This is a genomic window from Streptomyces sp. NPDC015127 (assembly GCF_043080095.1).
In the GTDB taxonomy this organism is placed as follows: Bacteria; Actinomycetota; Actinomycetes; order Streptomycetales; family Streptomycetaceae; genus Streptomyces.
Genome location: NZ_JBIBVE010000002.1, coordinates 451,490 through 474,914 on the forward strand (window position 1 = coordinate 451,490; position 23,425 = coordinate 474,914).

A 23,425-nucleotide genomic window follows, 5' to 3' on the forward strand; every position below is an offset into this window, starting at 1 on the left:
GCCGGCGCCCGCCACCGCCACCGCCACCGCCACTGAGCCTCAGCGAACCGCCGCTGTAACGCCGACGCCGGCACCATCAATTGAGTTCAGTGAACCGCCCCGTACCGCTGCCCCTGTCACGGCACGAGCGGACGAACCTCCTCAGCGACGAACCGTACGAAGCCCTCCGGGTCCGGCTCGTCGGCGGTGGGCTGCAGCACGACCGTGTCGGCTCCGGCCTCCGCGAGACGCTGAACCGCCTTGGCCACCGCACCCGCGTCCCCGGCGACGCCCAGCTCCGGCACCGACTCGCCCGGGGAACCGGCCAGTTCGCCCCTCAGCCGGTCCGCGGCCCCGGGTCCGGTCGCGGCGTGGAGGTAGACGACCACCGTATGGGAGTCGGTGCGTCCGGCCGCCGCGCGTCCCTCGTCGATGAGCTGCCGGGCCCTGCGCACACCGTCGGCGGACACGCTCGCGTCCAGGAGCGTCCCGTCGGCCGCCTCGCCCGACAGGCGCAGCGACTTGGGCCCGAGAGCCCCGGCGAGCACAGGCGGCGCGGCCGGGGGCGGCCAGTCCAGGGCGACGCCTTCGAGCTTCACGTAGCGGCCCTGCACCGTCAGGCGCTCACCGCCCAACAGGGCCCGGGTGGCCAGCAGATGCTCGCGCAGCAGGGTGACCGGCGACTCGACGCGCGCGCCCACCTGCCCCATCCAGTCCTGCACACCGTGTCCCAGCGCCAGGGCGATGCGCCCGGGGAACAGTCGCAGGAGCGTGGCGGCTTCCATCGACGTCAGTGCCGCATTGCGCAACGGGACCGGCAACAGGCCGATGCCCACCCGCAGTCGCTCCGTCCAGGCGAGTGCGGCCGCGGCGGTGGCCATGCCGCTCTCGAGGAAGCAGTCCTCCCAGAGCCACAGCTCCTCCAGTCCGGCCGCGTCGGCCGCACGGGCCATGCCACGAAGTCGTTCAGGCGGCAACTGCGGCCGGAACACGGCGCCGAGAGTAGTCATGGGCCCATTCCTACCGACCCGTGCGGGCGCCCACAAGACCGCTCTCCCAGGCGGTGGCCGGGGACGAGGGCGGTGCGGGGTCGACGGGGGCGAATCTGTCTGCCAGGGCAGGGACAGCATGCCCGACCTGCTGGTTTTTCCGCTGACATGCGAGCAATGTCCGGCCGTGCAAGGCTGAACGCGCCCAGACCCCCACCTCGAAGGAGAGACTGATGGGTATCAAGGACCAGTTCCAGGACAAGGCCGAACAGCTCAAGGACGAGGCGCAGAAGCGCGCGGCCGACGCCAAGGCGCGCGGCCGGCAGTCCCGGGAGCGCGGCGGCCCGCAGCAGTCCGAGGAGCGAGCCCGGCAGGAGCAGGAGCGCGGCCGTCAGAGCCGTGAACCGCGCCAGGAGATGCTGGACGAGGACGAGGACCGCTTCTAGAGCTGATCCGGGCTGGAACGTCAGTTGAAGGGGCGCACCCCCGGGTGCGCCCCTTTCTGAGGCCGCCCCTTGTGCCGAGGGCCGCGGACTCCCAACTACAGTCGGGGAGCAGCCCGAACGCACCCCGGAGACCACTTTGACCCAGCACCTCACCGTCGTCACCGGCGGCAGCCGCGGCATCGGCGCCGCGATCTCCGCACGCCTCGCCGCCGAAGGCCACGACGTGGTGGTGGGCTACCGCTCCGACGAGGAAGCCGCGCTGAAGGTCGTCGAAACGGTCACCGCAGCCGGCCGGCGCGCGCTCGCCGTCCCTGTCGACACCGCTGACGAGGCGTCCGTCGACCTGCTGTTCGACCGCGCCGCCGAACTGGGCACCGTCACAGGTCTCGTCAACAACGCCGGGATCAGCGGCCCCAACGGCCGCCTCGCCGACGCCGATGCCGCGGGCATGCGCCGCGCCCTGGACGTCAACGTCCTCGGCTACCTGCTCTGCGCGCGCCGCGCCGTGCGGGACATGACCCGTTCCGGCGGCGGCGCCGTCGTCAACATCTCCTCGGCGGCCGCCACCCTCGGCAGCCCCGGCCAGTACGTGCACTACGCGGCGACCAAGGCCGCGGTCGACGCCATGACGGTGGGCCTGGCCAAGGAGGTCGCCGCCGACGGCGTACGCGTCAACTGCGTTGCCCCCGGCGTCGTATGGACCGAGTTCCACGAGGATCCGCAGCGCCCCTCCAAGCTCGCCGGCACCATTCCGCTCGGCCGGGCGGGACGGCCCGAGGAGATCGCCGGATCGGTCGCGTGGCTGCTGTCCGGCGACGCGTCCTTCACCACGGGCGCGGTGCTGCGCGTCGCGGGCGGCATGTAGGCGCGTCCGCGTCCAGCGCGCGCCGTCGTCAGCGAGGGGATCGCTCGGGCGCGGTCTCGCGCAGCACGCCCACCTTGTCGATGCGGTGCTCGGGGTTGCCCCGGTCGTCACGCCAGAAGTTCCCCGCGGCGTTGTCCTCCGGGGTCGCGCAGGTCGAGATCGTGATCATCGCCTTGACCGGCCGCTCGCCGGGACGGCCGGGGACGGCCGCCCGCTGTTCGGCGAGGGAGCGCTCGGAGCGGAACGACGTCGTCCTGGTCTCCGTGATCTCGTACTCGTACACCCGGCCGCCGGCCCGGACGAACACCGATTCGCCCTCGTCGAGCGAGGGCAGATCGCGCAGCGGGCCTCCCGCGGACAGGCGGTGCGCGGTGACCAGGTAGTTTCCGACCTCGCCGGGGCCTACGCCGCCGTTCTCGCCGTACGGGCTGGCGCCGACGCCGCGGTTCTGGATCCGGGTGCCGGGCCAGTCGTCGGTGGTGCCCTCGTACGGGACGACCTTCAGCTCCTTGAGCCCGATGGAGGGTATGGACAGCAGTGCTGTCTCCGTCCGGGGCCGGGACGGCTCGGGCGCCGGAGTCGCGGATATCGTCCCGGCCACGGGCTCCATCGATGTCGTCGCGGGAGCCGCAGGGGCAGGGGCGGGAGCGGCGGAGCGTGCGACCGTGGCGGTCGCGGCGCCCGCCGTCGGGCGCTCCTCGGAGGCCCTGCCGTCAGCCGCCGGGGCGCACCCGGCAAGGACGGTCACGAGCCCGCCCGCGAGGGCGAGGGGAACAGCTCGGAGAACAGTCATGGGATTCCGGATCGTCGGCCGTGCGCGCCAGCGGCGCTCCGGCGCGGACGCGCCGATCACACCAATGGCCCATTTTCAGACACAACGACGGCATTCGACCGGATGTTCCCGCGTCCGGCCCGGCGCCCTGCTCTGCCCTGTCCGTGCAGGTCAGGCGGTATGTCAGTGCCGCGTGCCAGCATGAGGACGTGACGAACCTGGCCCACCTGAAGCAGCTGAGGCTCGCCAAGGACGCGATGGATCGCGACTGGGCGGAGCCGCTCGACCTCGACGCGGTCGCCGCCCACGCGGGGTACTCGCGCTATCACTTCGTGCGCGCCTTCAAGGCGGTCTACGGGCAGACGCCCGGCCAGTACCTGTCGGGCCGCCGGATAGAGCGGGCGGAGGAGATGCTCCGCACGGCCAACCTGTCCGTCACTGAGATCTGCACCCTGGTGGGATTCACCAGCCTCGGCACGTTCTCGGCCCGGTTCAAGCGGCAGACCGGCCTGTCCCCGAGTGAGTACCGCGCGCGGCACGTCGGCCGCGGGGCCGCGCTCATACCGGGGTGCTACGCGATGCTGTGGGCCGGCGGCTTCTCCCCGGCGAAGGAGCCGTCCGGGCGAAGGGACGCGGGAGACCGCAATTCTGAAGAAGCGGGCTGAGAGGGCCACTGCCTACGGTGGCAGGGCAACGGACACCCACTCCCCAGGAGCACGTCATGATCAAGGGTCTCGCCATCTCCACCGTCTGGGTGCTGGACCAGGACCGGGCCAAGGAGTTCTACACCGAGAAGCTGGGCCTTGAGGTACGGACGGACATGACCATGGGGGAGGGTGGCATGCGCTGGCTCACCGTGGGGGCTGTGAACCAGCCCGACGTGGAGCTCACGCTGATGGTCCCCGGCCCGCCCGCCATGGACCCCGAGTCAGCCGAGGCGATGAAGAAGCTGGTCTCCAAGGGCATCCTCGGCGCCGGAGTGCTCGCGACCGACGACATCCACGGCGACTACGAGAAGCTCAAGGCGCGCGGCGTGCAGTTCCTTCAGGAGCCGCAGGAGCGCCCGTACGGCACCGAGGCGATCTTCCGGGACGACTCCGGCAACTGGTTCTCCTTCACCCAGGCCCGCGAGGGCGGCCTCGACCCGGACAAGGACTGGGCCTGCTGACGGCAGTCTTCGTGCAGGGGAGGGGGCGGACCCTGCACCGGTGTTCCCCTCTCCCCGAATGCGAGGCTGCCCATGTACCACGACGACCGCGCCCTGTCCGGAGGTGGTCGTGCCCTGTCCGCAGGCGATGACGAGCCCCCGCGCGGGACCGCCGCGGTACGGAGCGCGGCGACCGCCGCTGTGGCGTTCGCCGTCGCCGCGACCGGGCTGCTCGGGGGCGCCTCCGGCGAGCTGGAGGCGCCGCGCGCCGCGGGAGACCCTCCGGTGGAGGAGTCCGCGCCTGCCGCGGGCGCGCTCGGGACGACCGCCGACCATGCGCGGCGGATCGTCTCGCTGGTGAACGCGCACAGGGAGCGCGCCGGCTGCGCTCCGCTGCGCGTCGACGACCGCGTGCAGGCCGCGGCCCAGGCCCACGCCGACGACATGGCGGCCCGCGGCTTCTACGCGCACAAGAGCCCTGAAGGCCGCGAGGGGGGCGACCGCCTGAAGGCCGAGGGCTACGCGTGGAGCCGCTGGGCCGAGAACATCCACCGCGGCCCCCGCGACCCTGCCGCCACCGTCTCCGGATGGATGGGCAGCGCCGCGCACCGCGAGAACATCGTGGACTGCCGCCTCAAGGACACCGGAGTCGGCGTCAGCCTCAAGCCCAACGGCCCTTGGTGGGTCCAGGACTTCGCCACCGGAAGGTGACCGGCGAGGACACGGTCGGGGGCCTCGGTGCGAGTCAGACGGCGGGCCCGGACAGCGTCACTGTCGCCCAGACCGTCTTTCCCCGCGGGGGAGTCGGGCACCAGGACCACGCGTCGCTCAGCGCGCCGATCAGAGCGAGTCCCCTCCCGCCCGGCGACCCGGCGTCGGCCGCCCGTGGGCGCGGCGGCTCGGGGCTCGGGTCCATGACGGCGCAGACGACGTGACGTGGATGCCGGAACAGCCCGAGCCACACGGGGTATTCCGTACCGCTCGGCGCGACGGGGGAGAGCCCATGGCGTACGGCGTTGCTCACGAGTTCGGTGACGAGGAGCTGCATGTCACCCGTGAGCGAGGTCAGCGCCCAGTCGTCGAGGGTCGCCGAGACGAAGCGGCGCGCCTGGCCGGCGTTCTGCAGGTGGCCGTCGAGCCCGCAGGCCGCGAAGCCGCCCGGTGTGAGGCAGGGTGATTGACCGGCGGGCCCGCAGTCGGCCTCACCCACGCAGAACGAAGGGGCTGCTCCAGGAGGCGACTTCACGCCGGAACCGGCATGCCGAATCGTCCCTGCCCGCGTGATGCCGGTGTCCGGGAAGCCCGGCAGGTGAATCGCCACTGGTCATGTCTCCCTGCAGGATTCGCTGTTCGACAGATGACGCAGGACGAGTATTGTCGAGCACGGCCCGCTGATGCAATTGCATCTGGGATTGCACTCATGGGGTCAGGGGGACCGGATCGCGAGCGACGAGGGGCTGGTGCGAGTGGAGTTCGTCAACGGAATGCAGGCCGGAGCACTGACCGCGGTGACCTGGATCAAGAGCAGTCACAGCAATGCCACAGGGAACTGCGTGGAGATGGCCGTCCTGCCGGGCGGCCGGATCGCCGTCCGCAACTCCCGTGATCCGCACGGGCCGGCGCTCGTCTACACCCGTGAGGAGATCGCCGCCTTCGTGGCCGGCGCCCGGGACGGGGACTTCGACGCGATGGTTGGCTGAAAACCACCCCACTCAAGATGTCCGGTCCATTGGTGTGCGCAGGCATGTGCTGGGATACTGGCGCCTTCTCATAGTCTCCGCAGGAGTGTGTGATGACTGCCGCCGATCCGAGCCCGTCGTTGTTCGTTCGGCCGCTGGGAGCGGTCGAGGGCAACCCGACCGCCCTGAAGCTCATCCTGGGCGGCAAGTTGCGCGAACTGCGGACGAGCGCGGGTCTCGACCCCGCCGATGTCGACGGCAAGCTCGGCTTCTCCCGGTCGAAGACCAGCCGCATAGAACTGGGCCGCCACGGCTGCAAGCCGTCCGACGCGCTTGCCCTGCTGAGCCTCTACGGGGTGCAGGACGAGGACCAGATCGCCGAGTTCATGCGCCTCGTGCAGCAGTCCCGCCGTTCGGACTGGTGGCGGTCCTTCAGCGACGTCCTGTCCGACTTCTTCACGCCGCTCGTCGCCCTGGAGGGCGCCGCGGCCACGATCCGTACCTACGAGCCGTTCTACATCCCCGGTCTGCTCCAGACACCGGCGTACACCCGCGCCGTCATCCAGTCGGGGCCCGGGAATCCGCTCGCCCATGACATCCAGCGCCGCGTCGATCTGCGGCAGGAGCGCCAGCGGCAGCTCGACCAGCCGGATGCCCCGCGCCTGTGGGCGATCGTCGACGAGTCCGTTCTGATGCGCTCCGTCGGCGGCCGCCAGGTGATGCAGGATCAGCTGCGGCATCTCATCACGATGATGCAGCGCTCCCACGTCACCCTGCAGATCGCGCCCCTGGACGTGACGGCCGCCGTGGGCGTGGGTACGGGCGTGAGTTATCTGCGCTTCGCGCTCGGCGATCTGAAGGACGCGGTGTACATCGAGCACCTCACCGACAGCACCTTCACCCAGAAGCCGGGGACTGTCGAGCAGTACCGCGACATGCTCGACCGCCTCAGTGCGTGCGCGCTCACACCCAAGGAAACGCTGCAGACGCTCCGGGAGCGTCTGGCAGCGTTGTGATCCTCGGGGCCGGGACCCTCGACGGGGAGCCGACTCAGGCCAGCCGGCCCACGCCGCCCCACTCGATCCACTCGTCCGTCTGCTGGACGGGCGCCAGATCGGTGTCGGGCCGCCAGGTGGAGACCTCCACCAGGCCGGGTTCCAGGATCTCCATACCGTCGAAATACTGCCGGACCTCGTGCTCCTCGCGGACCCGGCCCCAGTTGCCACCGGTCGCCTCGGCCATGAAGTCGGTGACGAAGGTACGGATCTCGGGGCGGTCGCTCACCAGCTGACACACCACCATGAAGCTGCCGGGGGCGAGCCGTTCGGCCACGCGCCGTACCAGCGCGGCGGGGTCGTCCTTGTCCGGGATGCAGTGCAGCACCGAGACGAACAGCGCGGCGACCGGCCGGCTGAAGTCGATCAGCCGGGTCGTCTCCTCGTGGCCGAAGATGCCGTCGGTGTCGCGCATGTCGGCCTGGATGACCGCTGTGCGGTCGTTCTCGTCGAGCAGTGCCCGGCCGTGTGCGAGAACGATGGGGTCGTTGTCGACATAGACGACGCGGGACTCGGGGTCGACGGCCTGGGCCACCTGGTGGACGTTGTCCTGCGTGGGCAGACCGGAACCGTGGTCGACGAACTGGCGGATGCCGTACTCGCTCGCCAGCAGACGCACCACCCGCCGGAGGAAGTTGCGGTTGTTGACGGCCAGGACCTTGGTGCTGGGGACCTGTTTCAGCAGTTCTTCACACGCGTCGCGATCCGACTGGTAGTTGTCGTCACCCCCCAGGAAGTAGTCGTACATACGTGCCACGCTGGGCACCTTGGTGTCGATGGCGTCCGGGCGCCACGACTCGCGTCGCATCCAGTCCTCACCCGCGTCCGTGGAAATCAGGCTGTGGGACGAACATGCTAGGGAGCGCATGCGCGGCGGTACAGACGAATGGTCAAGTGACGCACTGTGCAGGGCGTCTTTCGGCCATGCGTCGTCCGGACGGCATGCGCCCCCTCGATGCATGCGGAAGCGCGCCGGGTGGCGTCGGACGCGTGTCGGCGGTCAGGCGGTGATGCGGACGTCGAACTCCAGGCACGCCTCCCACGTGTTGTTGTCGCCCGTCACGTGGACGCGCACGTCGAGGTCCTGACCGGCCAGCAACGGGCTCGGGGTCATCTCGTGCGCGACGGTGTAGGTCTCGCCGGCGCTCACGGCGCCGATCGCGCCGCGTGTGTACGCGAACTCGCCGAACGCTCCTCTGGTCCGTACATGGAGCTGGGTCGCCCCATGATCGAGGCCGGCGCGGAAGTCCAGTTCGAACCGTGTGGTCTTTCCGGCGTCGAGCGTGAGGGGACCCGTGTCCGTCCCGGTGTGACCGGAGACACGGAAGTCGGTCACCTGACCGACCCCTCCGCACTCCTCGGCCGGGCCGATGGGACCGGCGTGGGCGGGGGCGGCGGACAGCAGACCGAGGGCGAGCGCGCTCGCGGCGACGGAGTAAGTGATCTTCTTCACGCCCGCCCCAACGATGCCCCCCGTGCCACGGTCACCTCCTGTTACCCCGTCCGGGGCCGGTTCGGTGGTCAAATGCACTCGAACAGCGCATGGCGCGCGTACCGCCCCCGGGTCGCGTGACCAGCGGCGGAGCAAGGAGGCGTGTCCGAACGGTCACCCAGAGTGCCCACGCGGGGGTCGCCGACCGGGCGCCGCCGCCCCACCCCGTACACTCGGCCCCTGCTTCCGGCAGTACGGCGTGAAGCCCGTGCCGCCGCACGGATCCGTGCCAGGGCGCCAGCCCAGTGCAACCGAACGAAGGGACCCAACGTGAGCTCCGCAGACAGGGCTGACGCACCCATCTACGACAGCCTGGTCGAAGAGCGGGGCGACGTCCCCGCGGATGTCCGTCAGACGGCCGAGGAGACGCTGCGCGAGGTGAGCCGCACGCTGGACTTCGAGCTGCAGGGCTTCGCCGCACGCGGCTAGACCCTGTCCGACGACCGGCAGGTGACCGGCCGGCGGCGGGCAGACCGCCGGCGTCAGCGGTCCACGTCGACCGCGAACGAGTAGAGCCGCGTCAGCTGCTCCTTGGTGTCGTTGTCGTCCGAGACGAGATAGAGCACCCTGCGGCCCTTGTACCTCCCCTCGGTCAATTCCGGGCCCAGTGCCATGCCTTCGGCGTTGGCCAGCAGCGGCTGCTTCGCGTTGGACGGCTCGAAATTGCCCTTCGCCCCCGCCTGCGGGCACGCGGCGAGGTTGAACAACAGCTCCTTCCGGGCCAGGACGTCCGCCGGCTCCCTGCCGAGGTCGTCCGCTTCCGAGACGTCCCGGTCGGCCAGCGTCGTACGGAACACCTGGACGGTGTTGCCGTGCACGGAGTGGTACGACCTCTCCAGCGTCAGCAGCTCCCCTTCGGCGAGCGGTACGAGGTCGGCCAGCTCGCCGCCGTGCTCGACCGGATAGGCCAGCTGCTTGTGCAGCTGCCAGCCGCCGTCGGCCCTGGCGCGGTAGTGCAGCAGGCGCAGTCTGTCGCTGCCCTGGTTGCTGCTGTCCGAGGACAGGGCGGTCTGCAGCCCCGAGTACAGATGACGTCCGTCCGGCGTCATGCCCAGCGATTCCAGCAGCTCCGACGCCTTGGCAGCGCTTCCCGGCCCGGGGCGGAACCGCGCCGGGACCACCAGCTCCTCCTGGAGGCGGCCGCCGGCGCGGTCGAACCGGCTGATGGACGGCGCGGTCTCGGACGCCACCAGCACGCTGTCCCCCTGCGCGACGAGCCCCTCGCCGTCGAACTCCTCGTCCGCGTACCCCGCCCCGTCCGCGTCCTTCAGCTGGGTCGTGCCGACAGGGCGCACGTCCAGCCGGTCGGGGGCGCCCAGCTGCAGCTCGTACAGCCGTGCGTTCTTGTCGTCGACCACCAGGGCCCGGTCCTGGCCCGTCATGGTGATGCCCGACAGGCCGACGATGCGGTTGCCGCCGTAGCTCTCGTCGTCCAACTGGTCGGAGAAGTCCAGCAGTGCCGCGCCGGGGGAGCAGGGGCCCGCCGTGGCCGCGGGGGCCGTGGGCGACGGATGCTCGGTCGGCTGCGAGGGCCGGGGCGACGACGGGCCGGGACCGCCCTGCCCGTTCTTCCCGGGAGCGGTCTCCGGCCACAGGACCGCGCCGACGACGCCGGCCGTGACGACGAGCGCCGCGGCGCCGGCGGCGAGGGCGGTCCGGCGGGGCGAGCCCCACCAGCTGGTGTGCGCCTGGCTCCGGTCGGGCGGATCCGCCGCCGGGACCGGTCCGGCGGCGTGCGGCACGGACCGGCGCGGCTGCGGCTCGGCCCCGGTCTCCGGTTCCGCGCCGGTCCGTGTCCGGGCAGCCCGCGGCTCAAGGCTCGTGACCTCGGGGCTCACCGGCGCGGCAGTGCCCGGCACCGGCGTCTCCGGAACGGCAGGAGCCGGCGCGGCACTCCTCGCGTCCCGCCCCGCCGCTTCCGGGACGGGACCTACGCCGGCGTCGTCGCCCACGGCCCGGTTGAGCACGAAGGGCGCTCGGCCCACGTCCCCGCACGAGCCGCGCCGCGGCCGGGGAGTGGTGGTACGGCTCAGCTCCTCGAAGATCTCGTCCAGCGACAGCACCGGCCCCCGGCCCGCGACACCGTTGTCCAGCAGCTCCACCAGGGCGCCGGTGAACTCGGTGTAGCGCCGCCCCTGGAGGGCGAGGGCGACGGCGTCGTCGGCGCAGGCCGCCAGGCGGTACGTTCCTTCGATCCTGGTCATCGGCAGGATGTCCGTACCCGCCGACAGCGACTCGATCATGAGACCGCTGTGGCAGCAGTCCAGGATCACGATCCTGCGCCGTGCCCGGGAGACGCGCAGCGCGCGGCGGATCTCCTCCCAGCCGACGCTGGTGTGCGACTGCTGCGCCTGCGTGAGCCCCACGCTCAGCCGCAGCGTCCCGTGCTCGGGGTCGACCACGCCGTGACCGGAGTAGTAGATCAGCAGGGTGTCCTCGGCCGCCTCGGCGGCGGCCGTGACCGCGCCGAGGAGCTCGTCCGTGTGCTTCGGATCGATCAGCAGCTCGCAGTTCGGCACGGGCAGCCCCAGCACCGTGCGCTCGGTGAGCAGCTGCCACAGCTTCTTGCAGCCGTTCCTGGCCGCGGGGACGGCGTCCAGGTGCGTGTACGTGCCGACCCCGATGAGCACGGCGACCGAGCGCTCCGGGTCGGGCAGCCCCCAGGCCGTCATCCGGCCGCCCGCCGCGTCCCGTCCGGCTCGCCGCCGTCCGCCGTCGTGGCCCCGCCCAGCGCCTGCCGTACGGATGCGGGGTCCGATGCCGCATCCGCGGGCACGGTCACCGTGCGGCCTTCCGTCGTGATCACCACATCGCCGTTGGCCTGCACTGTGATCGTCCGGGCCTCGCCCTGCACGGTCGTGGCCGCCTGCGGCCTGCACGCCCGTCGCCAGGCGGCGATGGCCACGAGGAGGTTCGCCAGGTCGAAGGCCGGGTCGAGGGCGAGCTGGATGGCGTCGAAGACGGAGCCCATGCTTCCGGGCTGCTGGGGGGCGGGCACGAGCGTGATCCTGGCGTTCGTCCGGATCTCGTCGTGCTGCCGGAACCACGCGAGCAGGGATCGCTGGTCCCGGCCCCGCTCGTCCGTGGGGAGGGTGACGTAAAGGATCATGGAGATGCTCCCGGCCGTAGTGAGGTACGGGGCGCGTGGCACGAGTGGCACGGCTGCTGTGCAGGTGCCCGCCCGCCCCGTGCAACACGCCATGGTGACAACGCTGTTGCGCCCCCGCCGGTTCCGCCGGCACGGTTCCGGATTCGGGATTCTTTGAAGGCCCGTGTCACCCCGACGCCGACGCCTGCCCCGGCTGTCGCCTGCCCCTCTTTCGTGGTGCACTTGAAGGCACGGGAGCTGGGCCGATGAAGACACGACGAAGACAGCGTCACCGGCGGAGCGGCAGTGCCGTCGCCGCGCTCACCGCCGCCTCCCTCGCACTCGGGCTCTTCGGTTGCTCCGACGGGGACGACCGCCCGGAGCCGACGCCGACCCGCCCGCCGACCTCCGCGCAGCCGCGCACCTCGTACTTCACCGGCCTGCCGGCCGACCCGGGCCGCCCGGTGCTCGCCGTCAAGATCGACAATGTGCGCCCCGCACGCCCGCACACCGGGCTCGACGCGGCCGACCTCGTCTACGTCGAGCAGGTCGAGTCGGGGCTCAGCCGCATCCTCGCCGTGTACTCGTCCCGGCTGCCGCCGCAGGTCGGACCGGTGCGCAGCGCCCGCGAGTCGGACCTCGAACTGCTGCGCCAGTTCGGCCGGCCCGCCCTCGCCTACTCCGGCGCGCAGTCCCGGCTCGGACCGCTGATCGACGCGGCCCCCGTCGTCGCCCTCCCACCCGGCAAGGCGCCCGGTGCCTACATCCGCGGCAGCGACCGCCCGGCCCCGCACAACCTCTATCTGCGACCCGGGAAGGCGCTGGACGCGGCCCGCGGCGTGAGCGACGCATCCGACATCGGCCTGCGCTTCGGCCCCGCTCCCCGGGACGGGCGGCCGACCGCTGAGCAGACCGTGCGCTATCCGGCGGCCCGCTACGCCTTCACCTGGTCGGCAGCCGAGAAGCGGTGGCTGGTGGCCATGGACGGGACGGCGGCCCGGACGACGGACGGCAAGCGGCTCGGCGCGGCCACGGTGGTCGTCCAGTACACCGACGTCCGCCCTTCGGCGTTCCGTGACCGTGGGGGCAGTGTGTCCCCGTACACGGAGACGGTCGGCAAGGGCACCGCGCTCGTCCTGCGCGACGGCCGTGCTTTCGACGCCCGTTGGGAGCGGCGGACGGCGGGCGGGGACACGGTGTTCACCACCGCCGCGGGGGAGCGGTTCAACTTTGCCCGCGGCCAGGTGTGGGTCGTGCTCACCGAGCGCTGACCCCGCCCCGGGATCAGCGTTCCAGCTCCTTGTGGGCGCTCTCCGGCAGCCGCAGGTACACCGCCGACGACACGAGGCACAGCATGGCGACGTACCAGGGGAACAGGCCCGGACGGTCCATCTCCTTGAAGAGCGTGCCCACATAGGGTGCCGTGCCGCCGAAGACGGCGACCGTGAGCGAGTAGGGGAACCCGATGCCCGCGGCCCGTACCCGCGCCGGGAACACCTCCGCGTTGACCGCCGCCGAGACGGACGTGAACCCGGTCAGGAGCACCATGCCGGCGCACTGCACCAGGAGCAGCGAGACGAAGGAACCGTTCACGGCCTTCAGCAGCGGCACGCTCAGCAGTGCGAACCCCAGCCCGAAGAACAACAGCGCCGGCTTGCGCCCGAAACGGTCCGAGAGCAGCCCGCCGACCGGCTGCAGCAGAGTGAAGAACGCCAGTGACAGGGTGCCCGCGAGCAGCGCGTCGGCCTTGTCCATCCCGGTGTTGAGTTCCGCGTACGTCGGCAGGTACGAGGTCCAGGTGTAGTACGCGAGTGTGCCGCCGGCCGTGATGCCGCAGATCAGCAGGGATTCGCGCGGGTGGTGGCGCAGGGCGTCGAACAGGCCCGGCCGCTCGGCGCGCTGCTGCGCGGCGCTGCGGGTCTCGTGGGCGCTGCGCCGGATCCAGAAGCCGACGAGGCTGAGCAGCGCGCCCAGCACGAACGGCACCCGCCAGCCCCAGCTGTTCATCTGCTCCTCGCCGAGCCGGCTCACCAGCAGGGCCGCGACACCGGACGCGGCGAGCTGCCCGATGGAGGTGGAGACGTACTGGAAGGAGGAGAACAGGCCCCGCCGCCCCGGCCCGGCCGACTCCACCAGGAACGTCGTCGATGCGGCGAACTCGCCGCCCACGGACAGGCCCTGCAGCAGCCGCGCCACGACCAGCACCACCGGCGCCACGATTCCCGCGGCCGCATACGTCGGTGTCAGTCCCACCAGCAGACTGCTGCCGCCCATCAGCAGGATCGTGACCGTGAGCGCGGCGCGCCGGCCGTGGCGGTCCGCGACGGCACCCATGAGCAGGCCGCCGACCGGGCGCATGAAGAAGCCCACGGCGAACACCGCGAACGTGGACAGGAGCGGCACCAGCGAGTTGTCCGAACTCCTGGGGAACACCTGGTCGGCGATGTAGGCGGCGAGGAAGGTGTACGCGTACCAGTCGTACCACTCCACCGCGTTGCCGACCGAGGCCGCGAGCAGCTGCCTGACCGGGCGCCGGGTGTGCGGGGCCACGGTCCGGACGGAGGCGGAATCTGTCATGATCGCGACCATCCCCAGCTCGGCCCGGCCCTACACATCCCGCGCGCGCTCCGCGACATGAGGCACCGGGAGTGAGCCGCGATCACCGTCCACGATGCTCCGTCAAATCCCAAGTGCCGCCGATGCCTTGAATATCCAATCGCTTGACACGCTCATTTCATAACCCCCACAACTCTCCCTTGACGACCGACCACAGGTTGAGGAGAGACGATGCATGGAAGACGTGCACGGCGCTGGCTGATCGTCAGCAGCGTCGTCGCGCTGGCCGCCACCGGCGTGCCGCAGCCGGCATTCGCCGCACCACCCCCCGACGACGGACCGGGGCTCGTCGAGGGGTTCAGGAACTTCCTCGGCCTGGACGACGAGGACACCGAGGCCGTAGAGCCGCCGGACCTTCCGGACACGGCCGTGCCGCGCAACGAGCACCTGCCCAAGGGCAGGAACGCGGCCCCCGCGAAGCGGGTCAAGGAACTCGAGGACCGGCGCACCCCCAACGCCCGCTACTGGCAGCTGTCCGACGGCCGCGTCCAGTCCGAGGTGTCCGCCGTCCCCACGCACTACAAGGACGGCAAGGTCTGGAAGTCCGTCGAGACGGCCGTCACGGCCATCACGGCCGCCGACCGCACGGGCTTCACCCACGCCAACACCACCAACGTCGCCCGGACCTACTTCGGTGAACGCCCCGGCGAGCTCGTCCGCTTCGAGCTCGACCAGGGCCACTGGGTCGCCATCGGCATCAAGGGCGCGGCCGCCGGCCGGCTCACACCCGAGGTCGACGGGTCCACCGTCACCTACAAGGACGCCCTCGGCCGCGGCACCGACCTCACCTACACCGTCGGCAACGGCACCGTGAAGGAAGGCATCGTCCTCGGCGGTGCCCCCACCGCCGCCCCTTCCTACGAGTTCACCCTCACCACCCACGGCCTGAGCGCCGAGCGCCGCAAGAACGGCTCGATCGCCCTCCACAGCGAGAGCTCCGGCCCGACCCGGCCCGAACTGGTCATCCCTGCGCCCTTCATGACGGACGCGAAGAAGGACCCGCAGGCCGCCTACGGAACCGCGAGCAGCGACCGCGTCGAGCAGAGGCTGACCGGCCGCGACGGCTCGTACACGCTCACCCTGCGTCCCGACGCGGCATGGCTGAAGGCCCCGGAGCGGCGCTTCCCGGTGGTGGTCGACCCCACGATCTCCATCGCGCCGACCTCCACCCAGTCCCAGGACGTCATGATCTCCTCGGACGGGCCGGCGTCGAACTACGACGGGAACTGGCGCCTGTCCGTCGGCAACACCAGCAGCGGTTCCTCACGGGCACTGCTCAAGTTCCCGCTGGGCGCGGTCCCGGCCGGCACCCAGCTGGACTCGGCCGACCTCAAGCTCTACTACGACCAGACCCACACCACCGGTGACACCGAGGTCCAGCTGGAGGCGCACCGCGCCACGGCCGCCTGGGACGAGACCACCGCCACCTGGAACAGCGCCTCCGGCATCACCGGGGAGCTGTCCGGCACCTCCGTCGTCGTCGACGACGGCGACTCCGGGGCCACCGCGGCCAAGGGAGCCTGGCCCGCGTCCGGGAACACCGCGTTCACCCAGTACGCGGTCAACAAGGACTACCTCTACAACAAGGACGCGGTCGCCGGCGACACCTACACCTGGCAGCCGAACCTCCCGGAGGACGGCCAGTACCAGGTCGAGGCGCACTACGTGCCCGCCTCCGACCGCGCCGCGAACGCCCCGTACACCGTCACCTACAACGGCGGCAGCAAGACCTACACGGTCGACCAGCGCGCCGGCAGCGGCGGCATGTGGACGACGCTCGGCACGCACCCGTTCAAGGCGGGCACCGCCGGCAAGGTGGTGCTCGGCGACGGTCCCGCCTCCACGTCCACCGCCGTCCTCGCCGACGCCCTGCGCTTCACCAAGGGCGGCGTGGTCACCAAGAAGCCGGGCACCTCCAACACCTGGCACTCCTTCAGTGTGACCAAGACCGTCCAGTCCTGGATCAACGGCACGAACGCCAACCACGGCTTCGTCGTCAAGGCAGGGGACGAGAGCGCGAACGGGCCGAAGGGCGGGCCGCGTTACGAGGCCGCCGAGTACGCCTACAAGGGCGAGGTGGCCAACTACCCCAAGCTCGTGCTCACCTGGGGCCGCCCGGGCGTCACCCTCGACGCCCCCGAGGTCATCCGGGCCACCGGCGCCGAGCTGAAGTGGTCCGCCTACCAGGACCAGGACCCGGTCGCCACCGGTGACGACATCGCCGAGTACCAGGTCCACCGCAGCGTCTTCCAGACGTTCAAGCCGTCGTCGCAGACGCTCGTCGCACCGGTCCCCGCCGGCACGACCGCGTTCGCGGACACCACGGCGACGCCGACCCCGGCGGACTCGTCCGAGGCCTTCGGCAACGTCTTCTACTACATGGTCGCGGTGAAGACCCGGGACGGCGAGATCATCCCGGCGCCCACCCAGATCGTCCGCCTTCCCAAGGCGGGCCGCACCACGGTCGTCCTCCAGGGCAGCGCGGCCGACACCACCCTGTCCTCCGCCCAGCCCACCACCGGACACGACAGCATCGCCGACGGCGGTGTCGCCCACCCGTGGCTGTCCGTGGGCAACAACTCCGGCACGTACGGCACGACGCGGGCACTGCTGAAGTTCCCGGCGCTCAGCCAGGTGCCTGTGACCTCGCGCGTGCTGGAGGCGCAGCTCGACCTCTGGGGCACCACGACCACCACCGGCAGCGCCGGAGCCGTCTACGAACTGCACGCGCTCAATCGCGACTTCGACGAGGGCGCGGCGTCCTGGAACAACGCGACGGCCACCACGCCGTGGACCACCCCGGGCGGTGACGTCGACGCCGCCGTCGCCGACACCGTCTCCACCGTCACCAACGACCCGGCCCGTCAGTCCTGGTACCTGACCTCGCTCGCCCAGTCGTGGGTCACCACCCCGGCCTCCAACAAGGGCGTCGCCGTCAAGCTCAAGGACGAGTCATCGTCGGGACCGCAGGAGCGGACGATCTTCCTCTCCTCGGAGGCGGAGGAACCACAGCTGCGCCCGCAGCTCGTGGTCACCTACATCGACAAGTCGACCGACTCCACGTACTTCGCCCCGGACACCCCGGCGCGGATGATCCCCGGCGACCAGTACACCGTCGACGTCACCCTCACCAACACCACCACCGCCACCTGGAAGGCCGCCGACCAGGCCCTTTCCTACACCTGGTCCCTCCCGGACGGCACCGACGCCACGACGGGCGGCAACCAGCTCCGGACGGCGCTGCCCAAGGACGTCCTGCCCGGCGAGACGGTCACCGTCCAGGCCGCACTCAAGGCCCCGATCAACTCGGACTCCGGCAACAAGCGCCTGGAGTACGTGCTCAAGTGGGACCTGCTGAACACGACCGCGGGCACCTGGCTGTCGGCCACCGAGTCCATCCCCGCCCTCGCACAGAACGTGCGCGTGGAGGACCCGACCTCCGACCAGCTCGGCCTGGAGAAGTTCTACTCCTACGCGGGCAAGAACACCGGCGCCGGCTCGTCGCTGATGAACAACCTGTACGCGGGCAACACGGTCTGGCAGTACAACGCCTTCACCAACCCCGGCCGCGGCCTGACCACCTTCACGCGGTTCTCGTACAACAGCCAGGACACCTCCGACACCGTCCTCGGCCACGGCTGGTCCGCGCAGGCGGCGATGCCGCTGCGGCTCGGCGCGGCCCTCGACTTCCACCCCAACCCCAACCCGCGCGAGGTGACGCTGCCCGACGGCGACGGCACCGCGCACATCTTCCGCAAGCAGGACGACGGGACGTGGAAGGCCCCGGCCGGTGTGCACTACCTGCTCCAGCAGGGCTCCGGCACCGACTGCACCCCCAACCAGGACGGTGACCCGCAGGCCTGGTCGCTCACGCGCCCGGACCGCACCCAGTTCTTCTTCGACTGCGACGGCTACCTGACGTCCATCACGGACAAGAACGGCAACACGCAGACCTACACCTACGAAGAGCGCAAGTCCAACAACAAGCCGGTCAAGTTCCTCCGGTACATCACCGACCCGTCCGGCCGGCAGACGCTCACCGTCGACTACTGGACGAAGGCCGACACCAGCAGCCCGAAGATCATCGACCACGTCAGGTCGATGACCGACGTCTCCGGGCGCAAGCTGACCTTCGACTACTCCGACAAGGGGCTGCTCACCAGGCTCACCGACGGCGCGGGCTCCGCCCAGCCGAAGGTGTTCGCCTTCGAGTACGACGCGACCCAGGGCAACAAGAACGTCAAGCTCGTCAAGGTCACCGACCCCCGCGGCAACACCACCTCGCTCGACTACTACTACCCGAACGAGGGCGACGACCCGAAGTTCCACTGGAACACCCAGACCATCACCGACCGCCTGGGCGGCACCACCGGATTCGTCTACACCGATCCGGACGGCACGGCGGGCTCCGTGATCGACACCCGGGTCACGGACGCCGAGAACAACGACACCGTCCACGTCATGGACGGCTACGGCCGGCCCACCCGGATCACCAACGCCAAGCAGGAGTCCACCAAGCTCGCCTGGGACGCGGACAACAACGTCACCCGTCTCGAGGAGCCCAACGGAGCCGTCTCCACCTGGACGTACGACCACAAGACGGGCTACCCGCTGGAGAAGAAGGACGCGGAGGCCAACAAGAACGGCACCCCCGCGCAGACCCTCACCTACTCCACGGGGCTGAACGGCCACATCGCCGACCTCTTCGAGAAGAAGTCGCCCGAGGGCCGCACCTGGCGCTTCGGCTACGACCCCCGCGGCAATCTGACGTCCGTCACCGACCCCAAGGGCGTCGCGACGGCCACCGAGGGCGACTACACCTCGACGTCCGAGTACGACAGCCTCGGGCGCCTCGTAAAGGAGACGGACGCCAACGGGCACGCCACGCTCAACAGTGACTTCCACCCGTCCGGCTATCCGGAGAAGATCACCGATCCCCTGGGCAACGCCTCCGGCTTCGTGTACGACCCGCGCGGCAACGTGCTCAAGGTGACCAACGCCAAGGGCGCTGAGGTCACCCAGGCGTACGACGACTTCGGCCGCCCCCTGGAGAAGAAGGAGCCCAAGGACCGGGCGGCAGGCGTCTTCATCACCACGCCGGCACCCGAGTACGACGCCAACGACAACATCACCAAGGTCGTCGCGGCCAACGGCTCGGTGTCGACCTCCGTGTACGACAAGGCCGACCAGATCACCGAGGCGGCGGTCCCCGGTGACGAGGCGGGCGCCCCCGCCCGACGGACGACCACGACGTACGACAAGGTCGGCAACCCGCTGACCATCACGGAACCCAAGGGCAACGCGACCGCGACCGCCGGCGACTACACCACGACGACGGTCTACGACGCGGTGTACCAGCCGATCGAGGTGGTGAACGCCAACGGCGGCCGCGCCACGTCCACATACGACAACGTGGGCAACGTCGTCAAGGTCGTCGACCCGCGCAAGAACGCGACCGCCGATCCGGACGACTACACCACCAAGTACCGCTACGACCTCAACCACCGGGTCGTCGCGACCACCGACGCCGCCGGCAACACGTCGTCCCTGCGGTTCGACCTCGACGGCAACACGGTGGGCACCACCGACCCCGAGGGCAACGAGTCGCTGGGCGTCTTCGACGAGCGCGGCGCACTGGTCGAGTCGAAGGTCCCGCTGAGCAAGGACGCCTCGGGCACCGTCAGTTACCGGACCACCCGCTACGAGTACGACGAAGTCGGCAACCGGACCCGCACGATCACCCCGCGCGGCGTCGCCACCACCGGTGACACCACCGACTTCGCCGCGGAGACCGTCTACGACGAACTGAACCGGGTGAAGGAGGAGCGCTCGCCCTACAGCAAGGCGGACGCCCGGTACAACACCCCCGACTCGACGTTCTACTTCTACGACCCGGTCGGCAACCTCAGCTCCGTCTCGGCACCGCCGTCCGAGGGCCAGACGACCCGCAACGTCACCGAGTACACCTACTACGACAACGGCTGGACCAAGTCCTCCAAGGACCCGTGGGACATCACCACCTCCTACGACTACAACGAGCTCGGCCAGCAGACCAAGAACACCCTGACCGCGGCAGGCGGCTCCCAGCAGCGCACCATGACCTGGGACTTCTACCCGTCGGGCAACCAGAGGGCCCGCTCCGACGACGGCATCCCCGTCGGCCGGCACGCCGTCCTCGTCGACAGCTCGGACTTCAACAACACCGCGATCCAGGGCAACTGGTCCCGCACCCAGGCCGAACAGCAGTACGGCTACGACACCTATTCGCATCCGGCGGGTACGGGCACCAACACCTTCGCCTGGCAGCTCAACATCCCGCAGAACGGGACGTACGAGGTCTTCGTCCGCCACCCGAAGGTGACCGGTGCCGCCGGCGACGCCAGGTTCACGGTCGACCACGACGGCGGCTCCGCCACCCGGACGGTCGACCAGACGCAGAACGCCGGCGACTGGATCTCGCTCGGCAGCTACGCCTTCGTCGAGGACGGCCCGCAGAAGGTGAGCGTCACCGACCAGGCGAACGGCACCGTCCTCGCCGACGCGGTGAAGCTGGTCCGCTCGAACACCGGTGAACCGGACAACGAGAAGAAGGACTTCACCTACACGTACGACGCCAACGCCAACATGGTGGAGGTCAAGGACAACTCGCCCGGCGCGAAGATCGACACGTACCGGATCGGCTACGAGGGACTCAACCAGGTCTCCAAGGTCGAGGAGCTGGCCTCCGGCGTGGTGAAGAACACCACGTCGATCACCTACAACGAGATCGGCAACCCGCTCACCACGACGCACGACCTCACCTGGTCCAAGGTCGACTACGACGCACGGGACCTGGTCAGCCGGGTGACCAACGCCGACTCGCCCACGGCGGGCAACCAGCAGATCACCAACCTCACCTACACCCCCCGCGGGCTCCTGCTGAAGCAGACCAAGCCCAACGGCAACACGCTCGACATGTCCTACTACCTCGACGGATCGGTCAAGCAGTCCGTCGAGAAGACATCGGGCGGAACCGTCGTCGCCCAGCACGACCTGGAGTACGGGCCCAACGGCAACCGCTCCAAGGACGTGCTGAAGCTGATGAACGCGGACAACACCGCGGACTACATCGACAACACCTACACGTTCGACTACGACCCGCAGGACCGGATCGCCAAGGTCACCAAGGCCGGTGACTCCTCGTCCACCGAGTCCTACACGTACGACCGCAACAGCAACATCGTCGAGCAGACCGTCGACGGTCGGACCCAGACGTCCCGCTTCGACCGCAACCGGCTGCTGTCCTCCACGGCCGGCGGCGTCACGTCCACCTGCAACTACGACCCGCTCGGCCGCGTCGACACCGTCAGCAGCGGGGGCCAGACCGAGCAGAAGTACACGTACGACGGCTTCGACCGCACCGTGAAGACCCGCGCGGGCTCCGGCGCCACGGCGGTGACCACGTCCTACGTCTTCGACCCGTTCGACCGGACGGTGTCCCAGACGACGTCCGGCACCGAGTCCAAGACCACGGCGTTCACCTACCTCGGCATCGACAACCAGGTCCTGCGCGAGGAACTGAACGGCAAGGCGGACAAGTCCTACCAGTACCTGGCCTCCGGCCAGCGGGCCACGCAGATCAAGCACAAGGACGACGGCACCAAGGAGGTCTCGCAGTACACCACCAGCCCGCGCGGTGACGTCGAGGCCATCACGAAGGAGGACGGCAAGACCCGGGCCACGTACGGCTACACCGCCTACGGCTCCAACGACACGTCCCAGATGACCGGCGCCGACAAGCCCGACGACGCCGACCCCGACAAGGACTCGTACAACGCCTTCCGCTTCAACTCGTCCCGCTGGGACAAGGCGTCGGGCACGTACGACATGGGCTTCCGCAACTACGACCCGGGTCTGAACCGCTTCCTGACCCGTGACATGTACGGTGGCGCGCTCGCCGACATGTCGCTCGCCTCCGACCCGTTCACCGGCAACCGCTACGCGTTCGCCGGCGGCAACCCGATCAGCTTCGTCGAACTCGACGGCCACCTGTTCGGGCTCTCCCTCTCCGACATCGGCCACGCGGCGCTCGACGTCGTGGGCCTGATCCCGGTGGTGGGCGAGGTCGCCGACGTCGCCAACGGCATCTGGTACGCGGCCGAGGGCAACTACGTGGACGCCGCCCTGTCGATGTCCTCGGCCATTCCGCTCGTCGGCTACGGCGCGACCGCCGTCAAGGCCGGCAAGTACGCCAAGAAGGGCCTCGACGCGGCGGACAGCGCCAATGACGCCCGCAAGGCGGAGGACAAGGTCGACACGGCCACCGACGCGGCGTCGACCACCCGCAAGGGGGACGACGCGCCGGCGGCGCCGAAGGAGCCGGAGGCGCCCAAGGCCTGCAAGAACAGCTTCGTTCCGGGCACCCAGGTGGTCCTCGCCGACGGTTCCACGAAGGCGATCGAGGACCTGCGGGTCGGCGAGCAGGTCCTGGCCACGGACGTGGAGCGCGGTGACATCCAGTCCCGCGAGATCCTCGACGTCCGCAGCGACAAGGGCACCAAGCACCTGGTCACCCTCACCGTCGACACCGACGGCACCGAGGGCTCGGCCACCGGCAAGGTCACCTCGACCGACGGCCACCTGTACTGGCTGCCGGACTCGGGCCGTTGGGTCCGGGCCGACACGCTGGCCTCCGGCATGTGGCTGCAGACGTCGGCCGGCACCTGGGTCCAGATCACCGCGGTCGACCACACGACCCGTCACGAGCGCGTCCACAACCTCACCGTCGACGCGGTTCACGACTACTTCGTGCTGGCCGGCAAGGCCCAGGTCCTCGTCCACAACTGCAACGAGAAGGCCGCCAAGGAGCTCGACGACCGTGTGCAGCAACTGCACGGCCAGCTCCACAAGAAGGCGCAGACCCGGCGCACCACCGCCATCATCAGGGCGGACAAGGGCGACGGCACCTTCGTCGACGTCCTCGCAGCCAGCGGGGACCGCATCGTCGACCCGAAGATCCGCAACGCGATGAAGACGGACGGTTCGGAGATCCTGGCCGACGTCATCCCCGGCGACGCGGAGGTCAGTGCACTGGCCCACATCAGGAAGATGGGGTGGACCCCGGTCGCGGGCGCCGCGAACCGGGCCGTGTGCCCCTGGTGCCAGAACGAACTGTTCCAGCCCTTCAACGACAGCGTGGGCCCCGCCCGCCTGGTGGGCACGCACTGGAAGACTGTCATCCTGAACAAGTTCCGCAAGACGCCGAGCGGGGCCCAGCTCACCGGCGCCCGTGCATTCGCCTGGTAGGGAAAATGACGC

At 70.3% G+C, this 23,425-nt stretch carries 18 protein-coding genes; 10 read left to right on the forward strand and 8 right to left on the reverse strand.

Annotated features, from left to right (window positions below):
• Positions 1 to 116 precede the first annotated feature (116 nt).
• Positions 117 to 989 carry an LLM class flavin-dependent oxidoreductase gene (locus tag ACF08N_RS05310; RefSeq protein ID WP_392323247.1) on the reverse strand — a complete coding sequence of 291 codons (873 nt, stop codon included), beginning with the start codon at positions 987 to 989 and terminating at the stop codon, positions 117 to 119.
• A gap of 212 nt (positions 990 to 1,201) precedes the next feature.
• Here ACF08N_RS05310 and ACF08N_RS05315 point away from each other — a divergent pair, with 212 nt between their 5' ends.
• A complete protein-coding gene (locus ACF08N_RS05315; RefSeq protein ID WP_392323248.1) occupies positions 1,202 to 1,414 on the forward strand; it encodes a hypothetical protein in 213 nt (70 codons plus the stop codon).
• 136 nt (positions 1,415 to 1,550) lie between these two features.
• Complete coding sequence (locus tag ACF08N_RS05320; protein WP_392323249.1) at positions 1,551 to 2,279, forward strand: SDR family NAD(P)-dependent oxidoreductase; 729 nt, start codon at positions 1,551 to 1,553, stop codon at positions 2,277 to 2,279.
• Positions 2,280 to 2,307: 28 nt separating this feature from the next.
• On the opposite strand, the gene ACF08N_RS05325 is transcribed toward ACF08N_RS05320, so the two are convergent.
• Positions 2,308 to 3,072 (reverse strand): class E sortase, encoded by a 765-nt coding sequence (locus ACF08N_RS05325; RefSeq protein ID WP_392323250.1) that lies wholly within the window; start codon positions 3,070 to 3,072, stop codon positions 2,308 to 2,310.
• A 236-nt stretch (positions 3,073 to 3,308) separates the two neighbouring features.
• Here ACF08N_RS05325 and ACF08N_RS05330 point away from each other — a divergent pair, with 236 nt between their 5' ends.
• The 3 genes from ACF08N_RS05330 (at position 3,309) to ACF08N_RS05340 (ending at position 4,909) form a co-directional block, all read left to right on the forward strand.
• Positions 3,309 to 3,716: a helix-turn-helix transcriptional regulator gene (locus ACF08N_RS05330; protein WP_392323428.1), complete on the forward strand. Its 408-nt coding sequence runs from the start codon at positions 3,309 to 3,311 to the stop codon at positions 3,714 to 3,716.
• 56 nt (positions 3,717 to 3,772) lie between these two features.
• Entirely contained in the window at positions 3,773 to 4,219 is a 447-nt protein-coding gene (locus ACF08N_RS05335) for a VOC family protein (RefSeq protein WP_392323251.1), read from the forward strand.
• Positions 4,220 to 4,291: 72 nt separating this feature from the next.
• On the forward strand, positions 4,292 to 4,909 hold the full coding sequence (locus ACF08N_RS05340) for a CAP domain-containing protein (protein ID WP_392323252.1): 618 nt from the start codon (positions 4,292 to 4,294) through the stop codon (positions 4,907 to 4,909).
• Between the two features lie 34 nt (positions 4,910 to 4,943).
• On the opposite strand, the gene ACF08N_RS05345 is transcribed toward ACF08N_RS05340, so the two are convergent.
• Complete coding sequence (locus ACF08N_RS05345) at positions 4,944 to 5,408, reverse strand: ATP-binding protein (RefSeq protein ID WP_392323253.1); 465 nt, start codon at positions 5,406 to 5,408, stop codon at positions 4,944 to 4,946.
• Between the two features lie 274 nt (positions 5,409 to 5,682).
• On the opposite strand from ACF08N_RS05345, the gene ACF08N_RS05350 reads away from it, so the two are divergent.
• Both ACF08N_RS05350 and ACF08N_RS05355 read left to right on the forward strand, forming a co-directional pair.
• Complete coding sequence (locus tag ACF08N_RS05350) at positions 5,683 to 5,898, forward strand: DUF397 domain-containing protein (RefSeq protein WP_392323429.1); 216 nt, start codon at positions 5,683 to 5,685, stop codon at positions 5,896 to 5,898.
• A gap of 92 nt (positions 5,899 to 5,990) precedes the next feature.
• Positions 5,991 to 6,893: a helix-turn-helix domain-containing protein gene (locus tag ACF08N_RS05355; RefSeq protein WP_392323254.1), complete on the forward strand. Its 903-nt coding sequence runs from the start codon at positions 5,991 to 5,993 to the stop codon at positions 6,891 to 6,893.
• A 34-nt stretch (positions 6,894 to 6,927) separates the two neighbouring features.
• On the opposite strand, the gene ACF08N_RS05360 is transcribed toward ACF08N_RS05355, so the two are convergent.
• Positions 6,928 to 7,740, reverse strand: a complete 813-nt coding sequence (locus tag ACF08N_RS05360) for an SAM-dependent methyltransferase (RefSeq protein WP_392323255.1) — start codon at positions 7,738 to 7,740, stop codon at positions 6,928 to 6,930.
• A gap of 192 nt (positions 7,741 to 7,932) precedes the next feature.
• Positions 7,933 to 8,385, reverse strand: coding sequence for a hypothetical protein (locus ACF08N_RS05365; RefSeq protein WP_392323256.1), 453 nt, complete (start codon positions 8,383 to 8,385; stop codon positions 7,933 to 7,935).
• Between the two features lie 309 nt (positions 8,386 to 8,694).
• On the opposite strand from ACF08N_RS05365, the gene ACF08N_RS05370 reads away from it, so the two are divergent.
• Positions 8,695 to 8,853 (forward strand): hypothetical protein, encoded by a 159-nt coding sequence (locus ACF08N_RS05370; protein ID WP_177151492.1) that lies wholly within the window; start codon positions 8,695 to 8,697, stop codon positions 8,851 to 8,853.
• A 53-nt stretch (positions 8,854 to 8,906) separates the two neighbouring features.
• On the opposite strand, the gene ACF08N_RS05375 is transcribed toward ACF08N_RS05370, so the two are convergent.
• Positions 8,907 to 11,096 (reverse strand): esterase-like activity of phytase family protein, encoded by a 2,190-nt coding sequence (locus ACF08N_RS05375; protein WP_392323257.1) that lies wholly within the window; start codon positions 11,094 to 11,096, stop codon positions 8,907 to 8,909.
• Positions 11,093 to 11,533: a hypothetical protein gene (locus tag ACF08N_RS05380; RefSeq protein ID WP_392323258.1), complete on the reverse strand. Its 441-nt coding sequence runs from the start codon at positions 11,531 to 11,533 to the stop codon at positions 11,093 to 11,095. The genes ACF08N_RS05375 and ACF08N_RS05380 overlap by 4 nt, the downstream gene beginning before the upstream one ends.
• A 245-nt stretch (positions 11,534 to 11,778) precedes the next feature.
• Here ACF08N_RS05380 and ACF08N_RS05385 point away from each other — a divergent pair, with 245 nt between their 5' ends.
• Positions 11,779 to 12,783, forward strand: coding sequence for a DUF3048 domain-containing protein (locus ACF08N_RS05385; protein WP_392323259.1), 1,005 nt, complete (start codon positions 11,779 to 11,781; stop codon positions 12,781 to 12,783).
• A gap of 13 nt (positions 12,784 to 12,796) precedes the next feature.
• Here ACF08N_RS05385 and ACF08N_RS05390 read toward each other — a convergent pair whose 3' ends face one another.
• Positions 12,797 to 14,101, reverse strand: a complete 1,305-nt coding sequence (locus ACF08N_RS05390) for an MFS transporter (protein WP_392323260.1) — start codon at positions 14,099 to 14,101, stop codon at positions 12,797 to 12,799.
• Positions 14,102 to 14,299: 198 nt separating this feature from the next.
• On the opposite strand from ACF08N_RS05390, the gene ACF08N_RS05395 reads away from it, so the two are divergent.
• Complete coding sequence (locus ACF08N_RS05395) at positions 14,300 to 23,413, forward strand: DNRLRE domain-containing protein (protein WP_392323261.1); 9,114 nt, start codon at positions 14,300 to 14,302, stop codon at positions 23,411 to 23,413.
• Positions 23,414 to 23,425: the final 12 nt, after the last annotated feature.

Coding starts and splice junctions, on each gene's coding strand:
- ACF08N_RS05310 (WP_392323247.1), bottom strand. CDS start 989: ATGACTACTCTCGGCGCCGTGTTCCGGCCGCAGTTGCCGCCTGAACGA.
- ACF08N_RS05350 (WP_392323429.1), top strand. CDS start 5,683: ATGCAGGCCGGAGCACTGACCGCGGTGACCTGGATCAAGAGCAGTCAC.
- ACF08N_RS05390 (WP_392323260.1), bottom strand. CDS start 14,101: ATGGTCGCGATCATGACAGATTCCGCCTCCGTCCGGACCGTGGCCCCG.
- ACF08N_RS05385 (WP_392323259.1), top strand. CDS start 11,779: ATGAAGACACGACGAAGACAGCGTCACCGGCGGAGCGGCAGTGCCGTC.
- ACF08N_RS05380 (WP_392323258.1), bottom strand. CDS start 11,533: ATGATCCTTTACGTCACCCTCCCCACGGACGAGCGGGGCCGGGACCAG.
- ACF08N_RS05340 (WP_392323252.1), top strand. CDS start 4,292: ATGTACCACGACGACCGCGCCCTGTCCGGAGGTGGTCGTGCCCTGTCC.
- ACF08N_RS05325 (WP_392323250.1), bottom strand. CDS start 3,072: ATGACTGTTCTCCGAGCTGTTCCCCTCGCCCTCGCGGGCGGGCTCGTG.
- ACF08N_RS05315 (WP_392323248.1), top strand. CDS start 1,202: ATGGGTATCAAGGACCAGTTCCAGGACAAGGCCGAACAGCTCAAGGAC.
- ACF08N_RS05360 (WP_392323255.1), bottom strand. CDS start 7,740: ATGCGACGCGAGTCGTGGCGCCCGGACGCCATCGACACCAAGGTGCCC.
- ACF08N_RS05395 (WP_392323261.1), top strand. CDS start 14,300: ATGCATGGAAGACGTGCACGGCGCTGGCTGATCGTCAGCAGCGTCGTC.
- ACF08N_RS05330 (WP_392323428.1), top strand. CDS start 3,309: ATGGATCGCGACTGGGCGGAGCCGCTCGACCTCGACGCGGTCGCCGCC.
- ACF08N_RS05335 (WP_392323251.1), top strand. CDS start 3,773: ATGATCAAGGGTCTCGCCATCTCCACCGTCTGGGTGCTGGACCAGGAC.
- ACF08N_RS05375 (WP_392323257.1), bottom strand. CDS start 11,096: ATGACGGCCTGGGGGCTGCCCGACCCGGAGCGCTCGGTCGCCGTGCTC.
- ACF08N_RS05355 (WP_392323254.1), top strand. CDS start 5,991: ATGACTGCCGCCGATCCGAGCCCGTCGTTGTTCGTTCGGCCGCTGGGA.